The sequence below is a fragment of the Faecalimonas umbilicata genome (assembly GCF_004346095.1).
In the GTDB taxonomy this organism is placed as follows: Bacteria; Bacillota; Clostridia; order Lachnospirales; family Lachnospiraceae; genus Faecalimonas; species Faecalimonas umbilicata.
Genome location: NZ_SLZV01000006.1, coordinates 94631 through 114365, shown reverse-complemented (window position 1 = coordinate 114365; position 19735 = coordinate 94631). Strand labels below are relative to the sequence as shown.

Annotated in this window: 17 protein-coding genes; 4 read left to right on the top strand and 13 right to left on the bottom strand. The window is 42.7% G+C overall.

The genetic code is table 11. The features are described from left to right. Window positions 1-42: 42 nt before the first annotated feature. The 3 genes from EDD74_RS04355 to rho all read right to left on the bottom strand — a co-directional run bounded on the left by EDD74_RS04355 (window position 43) and on the right by rho (window position 2796). Window positions 43-969 (bottom strand): DUF1385 domain-containing protein, encoded by a 927-nt coding sequence (locus EDD74_RS04355; RefSeq protein ID WP_116441261.1) that lies wholly within the window; start codon window positions 967-969, stop codon window positions 43-45. A 127-nt stretch (window positions 970-1096) separates the two neighbouring features. After that, window positions 1097-1300, bottom strand: coding sequence for a 50S ribosomal protein L31 (gene rpmE, locus EDD74_RS04350; RefSeq protein WP_008974880.1), 204 nt, complete (start codon window positions 1298-1300; stop codon window positions 1097-1099). Between the two features lie 170 nt (window positions 1301-1470). Beyond that, window positions 1471-2796 carry a transcription termination factor Rho gene (rho, locus tag EDD74_RS04345; RefSeq protein WP_008974879.1) on the bottom strand — a complete coding sequence of 442 codons (1326 nt, stop codon included), beginning with the start codon at window positions 2794-2796 and terminating at the stop codon, window positions 1471-1473. Window positions 2797-3026: 230 nt separating this feature from the next. Between rho and EDD74_RS04340 the strand changes: the two genes are divergently transcribed. The 3 genes from EDD74_RS04340 to EDD74_RS04330 are packed head-to-tail and all read left to right on the top strand — an operon-like array spanning window position 3027 to window position 5636. Continuing rightward, window positions 3027-4175: an NAD(P)-dependent malic enzyme gene (locus tag EDD74_RS04340; RefSeq protein WP_116441260.1), complete on the top strand. Its 1149-nt coding sequence runs from the start codon at window positions 3027-3029 to the stop codon at window positions 4173-4175. After that, complete coding sequence (gene mnmL / locus EDD74_RS04335) at window positions 4175-5101, top strand: tRNA modification radical SAM protein MnmL/YtqA (RefSeq protein WP_116441259.1); 927 nt, start codon at window positions 4175-4177, stop codon at window positions 5099-5101. Before EDD74_RS04340 ends, mnmL begins: the two co-directional genes overlap by 1 nt. Before the next feature lie 22 nt (window positions 5102-5123). After that, window positions 5124-5636 carry a DUF4364 family protein gene (locus EDD74_RS04330; RefSeq protein ID WP_008974876.1) on the top strand — a complete coding sequence of 171 codons (513 nt, stop codon included), beginning with the start codon at window positions 5124-5126 and terminating at the stop codon, window positions 5634-5636. 174 nt (window positions 5637-5810) lie between these two features. Here EDD74_RS04330 and EDD74_RS04325 read toward each other — a convergent pair whose 3' ends face one another. From EDD74_RS04325 to EDD74_RS04305, 5 genes are all read right to left on the bottom strand, one after another. After that, the gene (locus EDD74_RS04325; RefSeq protein ID WP_116441258.1) at window positions 5811-7127 is read right to left on the bottom strand and encodes a replication-associated recombination protein A; all 1317 of its coding nucleotides are present in this window, start codon (window positions 7125-7127) and stop codon (window positions 5811-5813) included. 11 nt (window positions 7128-7138) lie between these two features. Beyond that, window positions 7139-7858: a tRNA threonylcarbamoyladenosine dehydratase gene (locus tag EDD74_RS04320; RefSeq protein ID WP_116441257.1), complete on the bottom strand. Its 720-nt coding sequence runs from the start codon at window positions 7856-7858 to the stop codon at window positions 7139-7141. An 86-nt stretch (window positions 7859-7944) separates the two neighbouring features. Further along, window positions 7945-8754 carry a polysaccharide deacetylase family protein gene (locus EDD74_RS04315; protein ID WP_116441256.1) on the bottom strand — a complete coding sequence of 270 codons (810 nt, stop codon included), beginning with the start codon at window positions 8752-8754 and terminating at the stop codon, window positions 7945-7947. Window positions 8755-8771: 17 nt separating this feature from the next. Next, entirely contained in the window at window positions 8772-9440 is a 669-nt protein-coding gene (locus EDD74_RS04310) for a flavin reductase family protein (RefSeq protein ID WP_009262432.1), read from the bottom strand. A gap of 12 nt (window positions 9441-9452) precedes the next feature. Beyond that, on the bottom strand, window positions 9453-11108 hold the full coding sequence (locus tag EDD74_RS04305) for a putative manganese-dependent inorganic diphosphatase (RefSeq protein WP_008974871.1): 1656 nt from the start codon (window positions 11106-11108) through the stop codon (window positions 9453-9455). 196 nt (window positions 11109-11304) lie between these two features. Here EDD74_RS04305 and EDD74_RS04300 point away from each other — a divergent pair, with 196 nt between their 5' ends. Further along, window positions 11305-11973 (top strand): S1 RNA-binding domain-containing protein, encoded by a 669-nt coding sequence (locus EDD74_RS04300; RefSeq protein ID WP_116441255.1) that lies wholly within the window; start codon window positions 11305-11307, stop codon window positions 11971-11973. Between the two features lie 158 nt (window positions 11974-12131). Here the strand turns inward: EDD74_RS04300 and EDD74_RS04295 are convergent, their stop codons facing one another. The 5 genes from EDD74_RS04295 to EDD74_RS04275 form a co-directional block, all read right to left on the bottom strand. After that, entirely contained in the window at window positions 12132-13340 is a 1209-nt protein-coding gene (locus tag EDD74_RS04295; RefSeq protein WP_116441254.1) for an ABC transporter permease, read from the bottom strand. A gap of 3 nt (window positions 13341-13343) precedes the next feature. Further along, the gene (locus EDD74_RS04290; protein ID WP_116441253.1) at window positions 13344-14111 is read right to left on the bottom strand and encodes an ABC transporter ATP-binding protein; all 768 of its coding nucleotides are present in this window, start codon (window positions 14109-14111) and stop codon (window positions 13344-13346) included. Window positions 14112-14208: 97 nt separating this feature from the next. Beyond that, window positions 14209-17478, bottom strand: coding sequence for a SpaA isopeptide-forming pilin-related protein (locus EDD74_RS04285; RefSeq protein ID WP_243116170.1), 3270 nt, complete (start codon window positions 17476-17478; stop codon window positions 14209-14211). A 222-nt stretch (window positions 17479-17700) separates the two neighbouring features. Continuing rightward, window positions 17701-19053 carry a sensor histidine kinase gene (locus EDD74_RS04280; RefSeq protein ID WP_116441252.1) on the bottom strand — a complete coding sequence of 451 codons (1353 nt, stop codon included), beginning with the start codon at window positions 19051-19053 and terminating at the stop codon, window positions 17701-17703. Next, window positions 19043-19723 (bottom strand): winged helix-turn-helix domain-containing protein, encoded by a 681-nt coding sequence (locus tag EDD74_RS04275; protein WP_008974865.1) that lies wholly within the window; start codon window positions 19721-19723, stop codon window positions 19043-19045. Before EDD74_RS04275 ends, EDD74_RS04280 begins: the two co-directional genes overlap by 11 nt. Between the last annotated feature and the right edge of the window lie 12 nt (window positions 19724-19735).

The following is a 19735-nucleotide window of genomic DNA, read 5'->3' as shown; positions in this document are numbered from 1 at the left end:
TCTCTTTTGCAATCTTCTCATTGATTTTGTCCACATCCTGTTCTATGGCTCTTCCGGGAAATTTTCCTTTTGGTATTTCTTCCAGTCAAAGACTGCTTCTACCGAACAGATTGCCACTTCGATCATATCATCATCCGGCTCTTTCGTCGTCAGATTCTGAAGCGCTAGCCCCGGCTTGCTTAACAATTCCACAACTGGATGCTCTGTGTTTCCTGCAAGCCGGATGATTTCATAAGAAATTCCCGCGATTACCGGAAGCAGTGCAATCCGCAGCAACACTCTTAATACCGGAGACTCTGTTGTAATAAAAAAGCAGACGATAATACTGACAAACAGTACGAAAAACAGAAAACTCGTCCCACACCGCTTGTGCTGTTTGGAACTTTTTCTTACGTTCTCCACAGTCAGATCCATCCCATGCTCAATACAATTGATACACTTATGTTCTGCTCCATGATACATAAACACGCGCTGAATATCCTTCATCTTTGAGATCAGCAGGATATATGAGATAAACAGAACAATCCTCACGATTCCCTCTATAACAGTCCTGGCAAATCTGCCCGGCACAAACGGTTTCAAAAGATTTGACAGCAAGTAAGGAAGAACCATAAAGATTGCAACCGCGATCACTATCGAACATGCCATTGTGATCCCCATAATCAAATTTTCCTGCTTCTCCTTTTTCTCCGCTTCCTTCTCGGTTAGTTCTTCTTCCTCTTCTTCCTCGAAGAAACTTGCCGAATAAGAGAGTGTCTTCATTCCCAGCACGAGAGAATCTACAAAACTGAAGATTCCTCGCACAAATGGAATCTTTGTCAGTTTCTTCCATTTGACAATCCCGTCATATACTTCCTTCTGAAGCGCAATCTCTCCGTCCGGTTTTCTGACCGCTACTGCATACTGATCCCCATTCTTCATCATCACACCTTCCAGAACCGCCTGCCCGCCAATATTTGATGACTTCATAGATTCGCTCTCCTTCTATTTTTCAGACAGATTTCCATCAATTCTTTCCCTCTGTCATATCTGTACAATTCTCTACAATGTTAAAAAAGGTTGAGATTTGCACCTCAACCTATTCTCGTCATTCTGATTATTCCTGAATTCCGTATTTCTTGTTAAATTTATCAACACGTCCACGAGCCTGAGCAGCTTTCTGCTGTCCTGTGTAGAATGGATGACATTTAGAACAGATTTCTACGTGGATATCTTCTTTTGTAGATCCTGTTACGAATGTGTTTCCACAGTTACATGTTACTGTTGCCTGATGATAAACTGGATGTATTCCTTCTTTCATGATTTTCACCTCTTCATTTTTATTTCGTGAGGTTATATCGCCCTCACAGCGAATATCTTTGCAATCATCCTACTATCGTAATGACAGAGGAACGCTTGCTTATTATTTGTTAAACAGCTTTTTTATTGTATCATACTTATTTTCACATTGCAAGTTATTTGTAAAAATCATTAGATAATTTTTGTCTTCTTTACCATCTGGATAAACTCTTCGTTATTTTTCGTGCGAGAAAACATATTTAAAATATTATCGACTGCCTCCTCGCTCTTCATTCCATTTAAGGCGCGGCGCAGAGAATATACTGCTTCCTGTTCTTCTGCACTTAACAGAAGATCTTCTCTTCTTGTTCCCGATTTTGGAATATCGATTGCCGGGAACACTCTTTTTTCCTGAAGCTTTCTGTCGAGGACAAGTTCCATATTTCCAGTTCCTTTAAATTCTTCGTAAATGACATCATCCATCTTGCTTCCAGTGTCTACAAGTGCACTTGCGAGAATTGTTAAGCTGCCGCCCTCTCTCATATTTCTAGCTGCACCAAAAATCCGCTTCGGCATATAAAGCGCAGCCGGATCCAGACCACCAGATAGCGTTCTTCCACTTGGCGGAACGGTCAGGTTGTATGCTCTTGCAAGGCGTGTGATACTGTCAAGTAAGATCATCACATCTTTTTTATGTTCTACCAAACGCTTTGCACGCTCAATCACCATCTCCGACACTCTCCTATGATGTTCAGGAAGTTCGTCAAACGTAGAGTAAATGACTTCTACATTTTTCCCGGTGATCGCTTCCCTAATATCTGTCACTTCCTCTGGCCGCTCGTCGATCAAAAGAATCAGGATGTGCATCTCTGGATTGTTTCTCAAAACTGACAACGCCACTTCCTTGATCAAAGTTGTCTTACCAGCCTTCGGAGGAGAAACGATCATTCCTCTCTGTCCTTTTCCGATTGGAGAAAGCAAATCTACAATCCGCATCGCCGTAGAGCTTTTTGGATGTTCCAGGCGAAGTCTTTCGTTAGGAAAAATTGGTGTCATATCTTCAAAATTTGTCCGTCTCGCCGCCTCTGCCGGACGCATTCCATTGACTGTCGTCAAATATAAGAGTGCACTGAATTTCTCCGACTGTGTCTTGATTCTCGTATTTCCAGTCAGGATATCTCCAGTTTTCAGATTAAATCTGCGAATCTGTGACGGTGATACATAGACGTCATTCTCTCCCGGAAGATAGTTATCGCTCCGGATAAATCCATATCCATCCGGAAGCACTTCAAGAATCCCCTGCGCCGTAATTCCGCTGTCCAGCTCTTCAATATCAATGACCCCTGTTTTCTCGCTTTTTACCTCTTCTTTTGCTTCTTCTGCTTTATCCTGCTCGTCTTTTTTCAGCATTAATTCGATGATATCTGCTTTTTTCATTGTCGATACCCCTTTTAATCCTCGCGCTTTTGCGATTTCCTTCAAAGACGTCAACGGTAATGATTCATATTTTTCTCTCATTATCCTACTTCCTTTCGCTATTCATTTGTCTATCCTAATTATTTTAATTATTAATAAGTATCTGCGGGAATATTCGTCTGACATGACTTCTCTTAAGATATACGCATTATACACTATTTTTAGGGAAAAAGAAAGTATTTTTTCAGCAATCCTTGTTGATTTGATTTCACCGGAATGTTATCATAACTTTAGAAGTTTCAAAAATATGAAAAAGAAAAGGTGTGAATAATATGACAACAAACGAAAAGGCATTACAAATGCATGAACAATGGAATGGGAAATTAGAAATCAGTGCAAAAGCCAAAGTAAATTCCAGAGAAGACCTTGCAATTGCATATACACCAGGTGTCGCAGAGCCTTGCAAGGTGATTGCCCAGGACCAGGAAGCTGCTTACAAATATACGATGAAAGCCAATACGATCGCTGTTATCTCGGATGGAAGCGCTGTTCTCGGTCTTGGAAATATCGGCGCTTATGCAGCAATGCCTGTTATGGAAGGAAAAGCCGTTTTATTCAAGGAATTCGGTGGAGTCAATGCAGTTCCGATCTGCCTTGATACTCAGGATACCGAGGAGATCATTCGCACAATCGTCAACATTGCTCCGGCATTTGGAGGCATCAATCTGGAAGATATCTCTGCTCCGAGATGTTTTGAAATTGAGGAGCGTTTAAAAGAACTTCTTGATATCCCGGTATTTCACGATGACCAGCATGGAACTGCCATTGTTGTCCTTGCCGGCATCATCAATGCGCTGAAAGTAACCGGTAAGAAAAAGGAAGCATGTCGGATTGTTGTAAATGGTGCAGGTTCTGCCGGAATCGCCATCACAAAGCTTCTTCTTACTTACGGTTTCTGCCATGTTACCATGTGTGATATCAATGGAATCATTTCCAAAGATTCCCCGAATTTAAACTGGATGCAAAAAAAGATGACAGAAGTCACCAATCTGGACGGGAAGAAGGGAACACTTGCAGATGCATTGCAAGGAGCTGACATCTTTGTCGGAGTATCCGCACCGAATATTGTCACAAAAGAGATGGTTGCTTCCATGAATAAAGATTCTATCTTATTTGCGATGGCAAACCCTGTTCCTGAAATCATGCCGGATCTTGCAAAAGAAGGTGGCGCACGTGTCATTGGAACTGGACGTTCTGACTTTCCAAATCAAGTCAATAATGTTGTCGCATTCCCTGGCATTTTCAAAGGTGCACTGGAAGGACGTGCCACACAGATTACGGAAGAGATGAAACTTGCCGCTGCTGAGGCAATCGCAAGTCTCGTTTCGGATGAAGATTTAAGCGATACCAATATCCTCCCGGAAGCATTTGACCCACGTGTTGCCGATGTCGTAAGCAAGGCGATTAAGGATCTGATCTAATGAAACGCTGGGGCGAAAAGAGATACCACTCTCTTGATTATCACTTAAAACATACTTACGGTGAAAAGCTCTATAAACTTGCTTTAAACGGCGGAATGACTTGCCCAAACCGTGACGGTACACTCGGAGACCGGGGCTGCATTTTCTGCAGCGCCGGAGGCTCCGGTGATTTCGCAGGAAATCCTCGCGAATCTATCCGGCAACAAATTGCATCCGGCAAAGAGCAAATAAAGAAAAAGACCGATGCAGTCTCTTATATTGCCTATTTTCAGGCATACACAAACACTTATGCCGAAGTCAGTTATCTGGAGAAGATTTTTACAGAGGCAATCTCCTGTCCTGAAGTCAAGATTCTCTCCATTGCCACCAGACCAGACTGTCTGAATGACGAAATTCTCACACTTTTAGCACGTCTGAATCGGATCAAACCCGTATGGGTAGAGCTTGGTCTTCAGACAATCCATGAACAGAGCGCCCGGTTTATCCGGCGCGGATACTCGCTTTCCGTCTTTGAAGAAGCTGTCAGAAATCTCCGGCAGATTGGTGTGGAAGTGATTGTCCATACGATTTTATATCTCCCTGGTGAGACGGAGCTGATGATGCAGGAGACGATTTCTTATCTAAATACAATGGATATTCAAGGAATCAAGCTCCAGCTTCTTCATATTCTACATGGAACTGATCTCGCCGACTATTATGAAACTTCCCCTTTCTTCGTCCCGACAATGGAGGAATACATTGCATTTCTTGGAAAATGTATTACACAGTTGCGTCCAGATATCGTCATCCACCGCCTGACCGGCGATGGGCCAAAAGAACTGTTGATTGCTCCACGCTGGACCGGACACAAGCGTCTTGTCCTCAACAAAATGAATCAATATTTCAAGGAACAGGATCTTTGGCAGGGGAAGAACTATAAACTATGATTTTAGAAAGGATTTGCGTACAATGTCAGACTCATTTACTTTGTACAAATTAATTGTTTTATATATGCTTCAGAAAGTGGATTTCCCTCTGACGAACTCACAAATCTCCGAATTTGTCCTCGACAAGGAATACACGAATTATTTCACACTCCAGCAGGCACTCTCGGAAATGGAAAATGCCAATCTGATCCGTCTGGAGAAAGAACACAGCCGCACCTTCTATCATCTGACAGAAGAAGGCGCTGAGACGATCCAGTTTTTTCAAAACAAGATTTCTCCTACTATTCAGGATGAGATCGACACCTTTCTTCAGGAAAAGCATTACGAACTGAAGAACGCTGTCGCTGTGCGCGCAGACTACTATCGAAATGATAATCATGAGTTTTCTGTTCGCTGCCAAGTCACGGAAAATCACGGTTCTCTGATTGACTTGACTATCACAGTACCGACCGAGCAGGAAGCAAAAACTGTCGTCCACCACTGGAAACAGAAAAATCAGGAAATCTATGCCTTCGTGATGCAGAATCTATTATAGATTGTTTCTCCACGTTTTTGATGTGTTGTAACAGCTTATATCTGCTGCGAAAATTTATCACATACTTTTAACAAAAAATCTGTCTTGACAGGCAACTTCAGCCATTCAAGACAGATTTTTTATTTTATAGCTTTTTCTTTTTACATGCTTTGTATTCTTTCACCCAAAAACTATTTAGTACCCTTTGATCCTTCGGAAATGCTCCTGAATCTCCTTTTCATATCCCATATCCGAAGGCTCATAAAATTGCATGTCTTTGATTTCCTCTGGAAGATACTGCTGCTCTACATAGTGATTTGGATAGTCATGCGCGTATTTATATCCAGTTCCTCTTCCCAGGTTTGCAGAACCTTTGTAATGCGCATCCTGCAGATGAGACGGTACTGTAGTCTTATGTGCCCGCACCGCTGCATTTGCAGCCATGATCGCATTGACTGCCGAATTACTCTTAGGCGCTGTCGCCACATATAGTACCGCCTGCGACAAGATGATCTGGGCTTCCGGCATTCCGACACGCTCCACCGCCTGCGCCGCGGCTACCGCCACAGAAATCGCCATCGGATCTGCATTCCCTACATCTTCTGATGCACAGATCATAATCCTTCTGGCAATAAACTTCACATCTTCCCCTGCATACAACATTTTTGCAAGATAAAAGACTGCGGCATCCGGATCGGATCCTCGCATACTTTTGATAAACGCGGAAATGGTATCATAGTGGTTATCCCCTCCCTTATCATAGCGCACAACTCTCTTCTGGATACACTCTGATACAACATCGATCGTAATGTGGATTTTTCCATCCTCCGACCGCTCCGTCGTCAGTACCCCGAGCTCTATCGCATTCAGAGCATTTCTTGCATCCCCACCACAGATATCTGCAAGAAATTCCAGAGCATCCTCATCGATGATTGCATGATAACTTCCCATTCCACACTCTTCATCTGTCAGCGCCCGCATGATCAATTTACGGATATCTTCTTTTTCCAGCGGCTTTAATTCAAAAATACTGGAGCGGGAAATCAGCGCGCCGTTGACTTCAAAATATGGATTTTCCGTAGTCGCTCCAATCAGGATGAGCGTACCATCTTCTACAAATGGGAGCAGATAGTCCTGCTGTCCTTTGTTAAACCGATGGATCTCATCGACAAACAAGATTGTCTTCTTCCCATACATTCCCTGATTGTCTTTTGCCTGCCTGACAACCTCCTCCATATCTTTCTTGCCCGCAACTGTCGCATTGATCTGAGTGAAATTGGCACTAGTTGTATTGGCGATCACCTTTGCCAGTGTTGTCTTCCCAGTTCCCGGAGGTCCATAAAAAATAATAGAACTCAGCTTGTCCGCCTTGATTGCCCGATAAAGCAGCTTATCTTTTCCAATTATATGCTGCTGTCCTACCACTTCCTCCAGAGTCTTCGGACGCAGACGCGATGCAAGCGGAGACTCTTTTTTCTTTGTCGTTTCTCTCATATAATCAAACAGATCCATATCTTTTCCTCCTATGAAATTCCTACCAGATCACGGATAACCTCCCCGGCAATGATCAGGCCTGCCACCGGCGGTACAAAGGAAATACTTCCCGGCAGTGAACGCTTATTTCCTTTTTCTTCTTCCGTAATATTTTTTGAGACATCGACCGGCTTTTCTTTTGAGTAGAGTACTTTTAAATGTGCTACTCCCCGGTTCTTTAATTCCTTTCTCATCACCTTACAGAGCGGGCAGACAGATGTCTTTGTAATATCTGTAATTTCAAATAATTCCGGATGAAGCTTATTTCCCGTTCCCATACTGCTGATCATCGGAATCCCTCTCTGATCGGCAATCTGAGCAATCGCAAGTTTTGCTGTCACTGTGTCGATCGCATCGACGATATAATCGATATTCCCATCCAAAAGCTCCGCTGCATTCTCCTCAAGAACGAATGTTTCATGGACTGTCACTTCTGTTTTTGGGCAAATATCCTGAATTCTTTCTTTCATCACCCTCGTCTTGTATTGTCCGATCGTACTGTGATAAGCAATCGATTGCCGATTGATATTGGTCAATGATACGGTGTCATTATCCACCAGGATCAAATGACCGATACCACTTCTTGCCAGCGCCTCAATACAGTGTGATCCAACTCCTCCCACACCGAATACAAGTACTGTCTTCTCCTTCAAACTTTCTACACAATCTTTTCCAATCAGTAACTCCATTCTGGAAAATTCATTTATCATCTTGTTACTCCTTTATCTATAATTGTTCTCTCTTCTGTTATTCGCCTGCATCTCCGGCAGATTCACCATTTTCCTCTCCAATCATTCTATGGGAGGATCAACTCTTCCACTGTCACAAATTCATAACCACTCTCTTTTAAAATATCCACAATTCTGAGAGCCGCATTCACAGAACTTTCATAACAGTCATGCATTAAAATAATATCATTTTCTTTGACTTCCGTCACTACCTTGTTCACAATTTCATCCGCATTTTTCGTCGTCCAATCAAGCGTATCCACAGACCAGTTTACTGGCAAAACCTGCATCTCTTTTTCCAGACCTTTCTGCCATGCCCCAAACGGCGGGCGCATAAACGACACCGGCTCACCGGTAATTGCAGAAATTTTTTCGTTGGTCATCCGAATCTCTTCCGTCGCCTTTTCATCTGACAGTTTTGTCATCTCTACATGATGAAACGTATGATTTCCAACGATATGTCCATTTTCGTACATTTCCTTTACAACAGTCTCATTTCCGTCTATATTGGATCCGATCAGAAAAAATGTTGCCAAAACCTCCCTCTCTTTTAATCCTTCCAAAAGTTTCGGCGTCCATACCGGATGCGGACCATCATCAAATGTAATCGCTATCTTTGGCTTCTCCACTCCCGCCGTAATAGCTCCATCAGCCTCCTCAGCCTCCCGACCACTTCCCGCCTTCAAAATCAGGCATACTAAATATAACATCCCAAGAAATTGCAGTATAGATTTTCTATGCAAACCGCTTTCCCTCCCCCTCTTGCTCATATCATATATATGAACCACAATAAAAAAGAATGTGTCCCCGCTCCATGTCATACACATTCTGACATTTCCTTGAAACACACTCTTTCTTTTTGGACTTCCAGCAGACATTTTTTGTCCTGTTTCTTCTATCTATCTTTCCGGGCACGCTGTGTCCTGTTTTCACTTTTCTTTGAAGGATTCTGCGCCTTCTTTTTATTTTTCTTTGAAGGATTCTGTGCCTTGCTTTTATTCTTCTTTCGGATACTGTAACCAAATGTCCCCAGTTCTCTCCCGGTTTCTAAATAGGAACCATGCGAATACGCAAGAAGTTCTGCCTGATTCAGTTCAAACTTCCCACCTGCAGACATATAGGTTCCATCGACCTGTACTGCCTCCACCGTCGCAAGAAACATATGATGAGATCCAAGTTCCTTTACCTCTGTCACTTTACACTCGATATTGACAGGGCTTTCTACGATTGTCGGTGCATAGCGAAGTTTTTCCGCTTTTCCTCTTGTAAGCCGAGTCTCTTTCCACTTATCCACATCCCTGCCGGATTTTACTCCACAATAATCTGTCGCATGCACAAGATCTTTTGTCGTCAGATTGATTACAAACTCTCCTGAGCTGCGAATCATTTCATAGGAATAGCGTTCTGGTCTCACAGAAATATATGCCATCGCTGGATTCGTACAGATTGTCCCTGTCCATGCAACTGTGATAATATTGGTATTGCCATCGGCATCCCCGACACTCACCATCACTGCCGGCAGTGGATAGATCATATTTCCCGGTTTCCATAATTGTTTCTCCATATCCTGTCCCTTCTATTGCTGCAACGCAATTACGAAATTCGGAATTAACTGTTTCTTTCTGGAAACAACTCCCTTTAAGATAATATCTTCCGTATCTTCTCTCAAATCAAACGCATCAAATACCTGCTCCCTTGCACCTGCACCGTCACACAAAAGCTCTGTGGACTCTTCAATAATATTCGTTAACATAAAGAAAATGCGATCCAATCCCTGACTGTACATTGCCTCCTTCAGATAAGGAATCAACTTTTCCTTGATGTCATGCAGTTCATCTTTGTTCATTGAATTGATCTGCCCAACACCGAACTCCACATCTCCAATATTAAATTTCTTAAAGTCCTGGAAACATATTTCCTCCGCAGTCTTATTCTTCAGATTGCTTCCCGCATTAAACATCTCTCTTGCAAGGCTCTCAATATCAATATCTGCGATCTTCGCAAGTGACTCCGCCGCTCTTCGATCCACATCAGTGCACGTAGGCGAACGGAACATCAGTGTATCGGAAATAATTGCAGAACACAGAAGGGATGCGATCATCCTATCGATCATAACCCCCTGTTCCTCATACATCTGATAAACAATCGTTGCAGTACATCCAACCGGCTGGTTTCTGAAATATACCGGTCCGATCGTCTCAATGCTTCCAAGTCTGTGATGATCTATGATCTCCTGGATATCTGCCTCTTCGATTCCATCCACAGCCTGAGATTTTTCATTGTGATCCACTAAAATCAGCTGTTTTTTTCTTGCATCGATCAAAAGCCTTCTCGAAATCAATCCGACAAATCTTCCTTTTCTGTCTACAACCGGGAAATCACGGAATCTCTTCTTTGTCATCACATCTTTGATATCTTCCACATAATCACTCATCTTAAATGTCGTCAGATTTTCCTTACTCATAAAATGCTTTACCGGAATACTCTGATTAATCAATCTGGCTACAGTAAATGTATCATGCGGCGTACTGATCACAACACACTGTCTTTCTTCTGCCAGCTTTTTAATCGTCTTTGACACTTCTGATCCCTGGCAGACAACAATACAGCTTGCCTCCATCTCAAGAGCACACAGCTGTGATTCATAACGATTCCCCAAAACTACCAAGTCATCTTTCTCAATAAAGTTCTCGAGAAGTTCCGGGCTGGATGCTGCGATCACAACCTTCCCTTTCACAAAATATCCATGTTCATTTCCTGTCACAATCGTACCATCTAAAGTCTGGACGATATTTCGATACTGCGTACGCGCTTTCGCAAGAATATGACTGTCATACACATCCATATAAGAAGTCGCAATATCTCCGATCGTGATCAGACCTTCTAACATATTCTCCTTTGTGATCGGCATCGTCTTCGTATTCGATTCCTTCATCTGCCGCCACGCTTCTTTGATCGACACATGACCTTCAATTCCTGATACCCTGCTAATATCGAGATCCTTAACTTGAATCTGCACGTTCGACAGAAGTCCCGGTTCTTCTACTCCAAATCTGTCTAAAATATACTGTGTCTCTTCATTAACCTGGCCGGCTCTTTTTGCAACATATTCCTGGCCGGTTACTTTCCTCTTCAAATTTGCATAAGCAAGTGCAGAACAGATAGAGTCCGTATCCGGATTCTTATGCCCTACAACATACACTTTTCTATTCTTCTTCTTTTCTGATGTCATAATCCAATCCCTCATCAACAATTCATTTATACTATATAGTAAGCCATTTTTTCTTCTGTTCGTCAACCTTATTTTTTCAAGGAATTGTTTTTTTTGCATACAGCCTGTTATTTTTTTGCCAAAATTTTTCTTTTCTGTTTTTCCGAAAGAATCTATGCTATAATAGAAGAAAATTATGAAAATTGAGGTGTAGAGCATGAGTGAAGAACAATTTACAACAGAAACTATGGCTGACTACGAAGGACAATTTGACAATGCAGATCCATGGCATATCGTTTCAAAATATATGGAACAACAGACCGATCTTCCAGTCAAAATTGAAGGAATCGTAAATGGAGGGGCTATTGCCTATATCGAAGGACTCCGTGGATTTATCCCTGCCTCCAAGCTTTCTCTCTCCTATATCGAAGATCTTGAGACTTATCTGCTCAAAGAGATTAAGGTTCGTGTCATTGATATCGATCCTGCTGAGAACCGCCTCGTTCTCTCTGCCCGCGAGATTTTAAAAGAAGAGCAGGCTGCAGAGCGCGCAAAAAAGGTCCAGGAGATTCCTGTCGGAAGTGTCCTCTCCGGAACAGTGGACTCTCTCCAGTCTTACGGCGCATTTATTCTCTTAGAAAACGGACTGTCTGGTCTGGTACATGTATCACAGATTTGTGAAAAAAGAATCAAATCTCCGGCAGACGTTCTCAAAACAGGGGAAGAAGTTCAAGTGAAAGTAATCGGAATCAAAGATGGTAAGATCAGTCTCAGTATGAAGGCATTGTTAGAAGAACCAGAAGAGGAAGAAGAAGCGGTCGAGATCCCAAAATCAGAGGAAATCGGAACAAATCTTGGCGATTTGTTTAAAAACATTCAATTATAATCCCTTTCTGAGTAAGATAAAGAAAGTGCTGTCAGCAATGGTACTCTGTTTTCATAAAACAGCTCCCATTCTGACAGCACTTTCTTTTTATGCCACTGTATTGTCTCTCACAATTTTTCACATTACATATGCACAGTGCACCTCTTTTTCAACTCATGCTACGATGCCATGACTTTTTCACTCTCAAATGCCTTCACGATCACACCGGTCAGAATTACTCCCATCCCAAATGTCATCAACAGTGTGATCACATAATGTAGTATCGTCACTTCCTGTGTCAAAATCTCTTTTAATACAACTGAACTGTTATAAACTGGAATCCAGTAAGAACTTTCCGGCGTATTTCCAAATGAAAACATCGTTGACAGTCCGATAACAAGAATCAACATGTACATCGGCATAATATAGCTGCTTGCCTCTTTCATTGATTTTGCAAAAACAGATACCAAAGCAATTAATGTAGAATATAAGAAAGATAATGCGATCAACAGCGCGCCCAACATGATAATCTGTTTCACATCCATGCTGATCTTGAACCCATCTCCGATATTGCCTCCCATCGTCTTTGCCATGATCGGCATGCAGGCAACCATCGCCGCCACATAAATGACTGAAGAAATTCCTGTCAGTGCCATCAGTGCAAATACCTTCCCGAGCACAATCGAACTTCGCTTCACCGGTGTCACAAGCAGGCTCGCCATCGTTCCCCGCTCTTTCTCCCCTGTGATCATGTCAACTCCAAGTCCCATAGCACCTGCAAACAGTAAGATGGTAATAAAATATGGAAGCATCATGCCAAGTACTTTGCCGTTTACTTTATCTTCATCTTTAATCTGGATTGCTTCGCTTTCTCTATCTACTTTAAAAATCTCAATCTGCTCCAGATTTCCGACTCTCTGTCCCAAAAGTACCTGTCTGTACGTCTCCAGTAATGTCCCTCCAACTGTATCGAATGCTTCTTTGGAATAGTCTTCACCTGGATTATAATATGGAAGAATCTCCGGGATCTCATCTCCCGTCTGATATTCTGCAATCTTGTGATCCATATTTTCCGGGAAAGAAAGAAGTAAATCTACATCTCCTTTCAGAATCTTCTCTTTTACTTTCTCTACCTCCCCTTCTTTGACAGGTTTCACCTTGATTTCTGCCGCCTCACGAAACTGTTGAAAGCTTTCCGGTTCATTTTCCACATAGACAATCGGGGTATGCCCTTCTATATTTGACAACATCCGTCTCTGAAATGTTCCGGTGACCATCAAAATTCCAATCATAATCGCCACCGGCAGAATAAATACCGAGAACACCATTTTTTTATCCCGAAAGATACGTGCCATTTCTTTTTGAAAAATCTGTTTGATTCCATTCATCTTTTATTCCCTCCTCAACTTATAAAACTCAAAAAATGCATCTTCCAGATCCTGCGCATTCGTCTGTTGAAGAAGTTCTTCCAGCGTTCCTTCCGCAACCTTCGTCCCATCGATAATAATTCCTATGCGGTCACAGAGTTTTTCCGCTTCCGACATAATATGTGTCGACACAATCACCAGTTTCCCTTCGTCTCTCAGCTTTCTCAAATAGTCTGTAACATTTCTCGCTGTGATAATATCAAGCCCATTGGTCGGCTCATCAAAGATCACCACTTCCGGATCGTGTACAAGGCTAACTGCGATTGCTGCTTTCTGCTTCATACCCGTGGAAAGTTCTTTGATCTGTTTATGTGCAAAATCTTTGATTTCAAAATACTCAAACAACTCTTCTTTTCTTCTTTTCAGGTTTTCCTCCGGAACATTGTGAAGTCTTCCGAAAAAGTCAAACAGATAATCTGTTGTGAACTGCGGATCAAGCTTGATATCACTTGTAAGAAATCCAATCTTTTTGCGGACTTCCTCGGGCTCTTCCTGCACTTCATGTCCTGACACATAAATCTCACCTTTTGTCGGTTTGAGGATTGTCGCAATGCAGCGAAGTGTCGTCGTCTTTCCTGCTCCATTCGGTCCAAGCAATCCGTAGATTTCTCCCTTCTTTGCTCGCAGGCTCACATCATCGACTGCAACTTTCCGGCTGCTCTTTGTCTTTGATTCTTTCATCTGCTTCTTATTCAGCTTATAGATCTTCGTAAGATTTTTAATCTCTATCATCTCTCACCCTCCATATCTCATACACATTCATCGGCATCTTTTTGTACTAATATATTAGTACAATACTATATGGTGGGTGCTTTGTCAATTCTTTTTTCTACCTCTTTCGATCTCGCTTTCTGTAATAAATCAATCCAAGTAACAGAGAAGCTCCAAGCAACGCCACAATGAGCTTTGCGACTGTCGCTGTATCTCCGGTTTTTGGTGTATCCTTCTTTCCTGTACGCTCCTCTGGAAGCTTCTCTTTCTCTGCTTTCCTATTATAAAGTGTAATCTTTTGCACTTCTTTTCTAGGTTCCACACGAAACTTCATTTTTTCTGCCTTCTGATATCCGAATGGTGCCTCTGCTTCCACCAGTACATATTCTCCCTCCGGCAACTTTTCAATCTGTTTTGGTTCTTTTTCTGTTTTCCATTTTTCGACAATTACCTTTCCCTGTAAATCTTCAATCTGAAGTACGGCGCCCTCTACCGGTTTTTTCGTATCCGCATCCAGTTTTTCCACTTCTATATTGGTATGTTCATTTTCCAGTTTCAGGCAAAGTCTTTGCTTCCCTTCGCTGTATCCCTCTTCATCTACTGTAAATTCAGTAATCTGCTCAGACAGAAGGTACCCCGGAAGTGTCTTTTTCTCCTGGATGCAATATGTGCCAGGCTTTAGATATTCCAAAAGAATCTTTCCATCTTGATCTGTCACATACATTTTCTTTTCAAACTTCGGCAGTTTCTCGTCCTCCTTCTTCCAAACCGAAAACGAAACGCCTTCCAGTGGTTTTCCGCTCTTTTTGTCTGTCTTAATAAGTTCTGTCGTCACTGGCACATTCGCAACTGTCAGCTCCTCTATCACAATTTCTGTCACTTGATCTTTGTATTTTAATTCAACTTCATACTCCTTTTTCGGACGGACATATCCTTCCGGCTGTTTTTTCTCCTTTACAACATACTTCCCGAGATACAGATTTTGGGAACATCCCCCTTTTTCCGAAACTTCCACCGTATCAACCAGTTCTCCTTTTTCTGCATGTACTGTCTGGTCAGCTGTCACAATATCTTCTGCAGCAAAGATTTCAAAGACAGCGCCTGCAAGAGTCTCCTTCGTTTTTTGATCTATTTTCTGAAGCACAATCTTTCCTTTGGCACTTCGGTTGCTGTAACGAATCACCTGTGCCTCCGCCCACGTTGCTCCTTCTTTCACTTCAAACGGAAGTAATTCCCCCTTCAGATATCCCTCCGGCGCTTTTACTTCCTCTAGATAATACTGTCCCTTTTTCAATTTCTGTGGAAAAGTAAATTGTCCTTTCTTATCTGTCTTAAAAATAGAAGTCTTCATATGCTCTGGATAATACACTTCCATTTCAATTGGTTTTTTTCTGCTGTCCAGCAGCCTAAATTCCACCCCTGCTGCCTGAATCTGCTTCCCGGTCTCCTGATCCACTTTTACAACGGTGATCGGAGATGTGATCAGTTTATCTTCCTTGTAAATTCCTCGCAGCACTACTTTTTCCTCCTTGATCGTAATTTCAAATGGTCTGACCGGACGATACCCCTCTGGTGTCTTCGTTTCTTTCACAACATAAGTCCCGAAAATCAACCTTCCCCTTGGATATTCTTTAGATACTGTAGTCGCAAACCCACGCTCATCTGTCACCAGCTTTATGACTTCTTTTCCACTTGTTTTTTCATAGACAGTAAATTCTGCGCCTGCAAGTCCCTGAAGGGTATCTTCATCCTCATTTTCATTTTCTGCTAATTTCATGATCTCAAAATCCCCGCGGATGATTTCCTCCTTCGAAGAAACCGATTGATAAAAAATTTCTGCTGTCTCTTCTCCCGGCAACAGCTCTACTTGATAGATCGTCGGATCGATATTGTATCCTTCCGGCGCCTTCGTCTCCTTCACCTGATACTTTCCGGTTAAAAGTGGTTTGCTTTCTGCCTTGCCCTCATCATCTGTGACAAGCGTCTGAAGAACTGTACCTTCTTTGCTGCTCACCGTGTATTCTGCACCTTTTAAAGATGCATATGGGGACTTTTTCTCCTGCTCTGCCTCCTTGTCTGCTTTCTGAAGACGAATGATCCCTTTCTGCGGCTTTTCCTCAGATACAACGACAATCTCCACTTCCTGCAGTTGCACACTTTGATCAATCGCAACTGTATAACCAAATGGTGCCTTGACTTCCCGTATCGTGTAAATCCCATAGGGGAGCAGCTTTGAAACCGCCTCTCCCTTTTTATCTGTCGTAAGCGTATCCTGCTTCTTACCGTTCCTGTCGAAAATTTCATAGACCGCCCCATCAAAGGATCCCTCCCCCTGAGGTTTTCCCTGCTGTGTCTCTGCGTCAATTTTCTTCAATCTGATTTTTCCTGTAGGAACCCACTGCACATTGAGCTGAACTGGTGCTGTCGGTGTCACTGCATAGCTGCCCACTCCCATAATCTGAGTATCTTCTCCGGTTCCGATGATCAAGGAGCGCCATTCATTGGTAATACTTCCGTAAATTTCCCCGCTCTGATAGGTTTCTTTCATATCTATCGGTGCTCTCAAATAAAACTGTTCGCCTCCGGAAATATGACCGATTCCAGTCTCTTCCGTCCCTCTGCTTTCATTTACAAGCACCATTTTTTCCCGCAGAGGAAGCGCAATCTCATTTCCCGGATCTCCTGACAGAACCAGACTTTCTGTGCGCTGTCCTTCACTGTCTATATAGGCCGTCACATCAGAATCCGAAAAAGATAATGCTGCTTCCGGCACTTTCAACCCTTTGATGTGCTCCAATTTCCATTGAAAATCTTTCTTTAAGTCTTCATAAAATACTTCGTTTTCCAGACCTGTTCCGTGAAACGCGGCATCAAAATCATAATCTGCAAAAATCCATGAGAGGAACATGTGGGAATATGCATAGCGCTCATCCCACGACACAACTCCAGATATTTCCGGATCCGGAATCTGCCAGAATCCTTCTCCTACAACCGCTTCCCCCGGCTGCCCCGTTGAAAAATAAATGGCTTTTGCAAGCACTTCATTGTTTTGCAGAACTTCTCCTGCATAAATCCCATCTGCCGGCGTCTCCTTTGCTGGCTGCAGACAATATCCTACATTGCCATTAATATAAAATAAATTTGTGGAATACTGATGATAATAAATCTCTCTTCCTGTTTCAATCGTTACTTGCTCCGTCTGTGCTTTTGCCTCCTTCGGAAAACACAGGGCAGTACAAAAAAGCATTGCCGCAATACATAGCAACACCATCTGTCTTCCTTTTCTCATAAATGATTCCTTTCTCTTTTCAAATTTTCTTCCGATCACTCTGTCTAAAATAGAATCGTACAAAAACTCTATCCATCCGTCGATTCTATCTGTTTCCAACAAGCATAGGCATCACACTTCTTTCATCATCAAATTAAAAACGTACTGGAATAACTGGCAGAACTGCCTGATCCATGTAAAAAGGGAAAGAATCTCCCTTAGAATTACTCTTTCAGTGTAACATATCTATTCCGAAAGTCAATATCTACTTCAACAAAAAAAACAATCTATGGCAGCTATCATTTTCTTCGACTACCGCCATAGATTGTTTTCATTTCTCTCTCATCTGTCGTTTTCGCTATCTGTCTCTTTTCTGGAATCCCCGCCGAAAATCAACTCAATCTTTGTCCCTTTGCCTAGATTACTGCTGATCTGAATCTTTGCATCGTGGAGAAGCGCACCGTGTTTTACGATAGAAAGTCCAAGTCCAGTTCCTCCGTTTTCCCGGGAGTGACTCTTATCCACTCGATAAAACCGCTCAAAAACACGTTCTTTTTCTTCCTCCGGAATACCAATTCCAGTGTCTTCCACAATGACTTTTGGGCCTTCCAGTGTATTTCCTGTCCACACACTGACTTTTCCGCCTTTGACATTATACTTTACTGCATTTTCACAGAGGTTATAAATCATCTCATCAAGGATCTGACGGATTCCATTATAAGAAACATGTTCTCCTGACACTTCAAATCGTATGCTCTTCTTTTCCGCCTGCGGAGCAAGCCTTGTGCATATCTCTCTTACAAGCAGATAGAGATCTACCTCTTGCTTCTCCAGCTCAATGCTCTTCTCATCTAACTTGGAAATCTTGATAATGTCTTCCACAAGTGTGATCAGACGGCTCGCCTCATTGTAAATCCGCTCTGAAAATCCCTTCATATCTTCCGGCCGCACCAGCCCATTTTTCATAATCTCCGCATATCCTGAAATAGATGTCAACGGCGTCTTCAATTCATGGGAAACATTTGCAGAAAATTCTTTCCGCATCTCAGCCGCCTTTTCCTTTTCCCGGTTCTGCACATCGATTCCCTGCAAAAGTGGTGTCAATTCTTCATACACATCATTCTCGAGCGGATGTTCCAGATCCAAATGATTGATTGGATCGATCAGACGCTTTGTCTGCCATTTTGCCAGCAGATAAGCTCCCGCCACCATCAAAAGAAAGATCCCAATGATGTATGGAAGAAGCTTCCGAATTGTTGGAAGCACATTATCAATAGTCTGGGAGGCACGAAGAACCGTCCCATCCTGCAGTCGGATCGCATAATAAAACGTCTTTTGTCCAAGTGTATCGGACGTTCTTACTGCTTCCCCTCTCCCGTTTTCCATCGCTCCTTTGATTTCTTTTCGGTTTTTATGATTTTCTAACGTCGTATCGTCTTGTACAGAGTCATAGAGTACTGTACCATCCTGCCCGACTAGTGTAAGCCTGGTGCTTTTTTGCACATTGTCCATGACATTCAGATATTCTTCTCCAGCAATATCGACTGCCGCCTGAATATATTCCGCCTCCTGCCTGAGTTCTGCGGTTTTATTCATAACTGTCTGCTGATAAACTGCCGCAACGGTCAGGATTCCCGAGATTAAAAGTGCAAGAAACGCAACTAGACACATGCTTCTTTGTATCTTACGTCTCATCCTGTCCTCCCATCCGATATCCTACTCCACGCACAGTCTCAATCAAATCTCCTGCACTCTTTAACTTCTGTCTAAGTGTACGGATATGAACATCGATCGTCCTTGTCTCCCCATCAAAATCATATCCCCATACTTCCTCCAAAAGTCTGTCTCTTGACAACACAATATTTTTATTTCGGATCAGAAGCTCCAAAAGTTCAAATTCCTTCAACGTCAATGTGACAGGGATTCCATCCACTCTCACTTCATGTTTTTTCTGATCCAGCATAAGATTTCTGATCTCATACTGTGTGCTTTTCTCTTCCCGCTTCGTCCTTCTTAACACCGCTTTCACGCGCGAGATCAGCTCCATCATCCCAAACGGCTTCGTCACATAGTCATCTGCGCCGCTGTCCAACCCGATCACTTTGTCATACTCTGCCCCTTTTGCTGTAACCATGATCACCGGGATATCCTTCGTCTTTGCTGAACTTTTGAGCTTCTTCAAAAGGGAAATCCCGTCCTCTCCCGGAAGCATGATATCAAGCAGAACGAGCTCTGGCGTCTCAAATGCCAAAGCTTTCATAAATGCAGTCCCATCTGGAAATCCACAGGCTTTCATCCCTGTGGACTCCAGCGTATATACGACCAATTCCCGGATGTTACTGTCGTCTTCCACGCAATAAATCATCTTCGTTCTCTC

Bases quoted from the DNA above. Each gene is read 5' to 3' on its own strand.
- EDD74_RS04280 (WP_116441252.1), bottom strand. From the start codon at position 19,053: ATGAGACGTAAGATACAAAGAAGCATGTGTCTAGTTGCGTTTCTTGCA.
- EDD74_RS04325 (WP_116441258.1), bottom strand. From the start codon at position 7,127: ATGGATCTGTTTGATTATATGAGAGAAACGACAAAGAAAAAAGAGTCT.
- mnmL (WP_116441259.1), top strand. From the start codon at position 4,175: ATGAAACGCTGGGGCGAAAAGAGATACCACTCTCTTGATTATCACTTA.
- EDD74_RS04275 (WP_008974865.1), bottom strand. From the start codon at position 19,723: ATGATTTATTGCGTGGAAGACGACAGTAACATCCGGGAATTGGTCGTA.
- rpmE (WP_008974880.1), bottom strand. From the start codon at position 1,300: ATGAAAGAAGGAATACATCCAGTTTATCATCAGGCAACAGTAACATGT.
- EDD74_RS04355 (WP_116441261.1), bottom strand. From the start codon at position 969: ATGAAGTCATCAAATATTGGCGGGCAGGCGGTTCTGGAAGGTGTGATG.
- EDD74_RS04315 (WP_116441256.1), bottom strand. From the start codon at position 8,754: ATGTCTGCTGGAAGTCCAAAAAGAAAGAGTGTGTTTCAAGGAAATGTC.
- EDD74_RS04340 (WP_116441260.1), top strand. From the start codon at position 3,027: ATGACAACAAACGAAAAGGCATTACAAATGCATGAACAATGGAATGGG.
- EDD74_RS04330 (WP_008974876.1), top strand. From the start codon at position 5,124: ATGTCAGACTCATTTACTTTGTACAAATTAATTGTTTTATATATGCTT.
- EDD74_RS04320 (WP_116441257.1), bottom strand. From the start codon at position 7,858: ATGATAAATGAATTTTCCAGAATGGAGTTACTGATTGGAAAAGATTGT.
- EDD74_RS04290 (WP_116441253.1), bottom strand. From the start codon at position 14,111: ATGATAGAGATTAAAAATCTTACGAAGATCTATAAGCTGAATAAGAAG.
- EDD74_RS04300 (WP_116441255.1), top strand. From the start codon at position 11,305: ATGAGTGAAGAACAATTTACAACAGAAACTATGGCTGACTACGAAGGA.
- rho (WP_008974879.1), bottom strand. From the start codon at position 2,796: ATGAGAGAAAAATATGAATCATTACCGTTGACGTCTTTGAAGGAAATC.
- EDD74_RS04305 (WP_008974871.1), bottom strand. From the start codon at position 11,108: ATGACATCAGAAAAGAAGAAGAATAGAAAAGTGTATGTTGTAGGGCAT.
- EDD74_RS04310 (WP_009262432.1), bottom strand. From the start codon at position 9,440: ATGGAGAAACAATTATGGAAACCGGGAAATATGATCTATCCACTGCCG.
- EDD74_RS04295 (WP_116441254.1), bottom strand. From the start codon at position 13,340: ATGAATGGAATCAAACAGATTTTTCAAAAAGAAATGGCACGTATCTTT.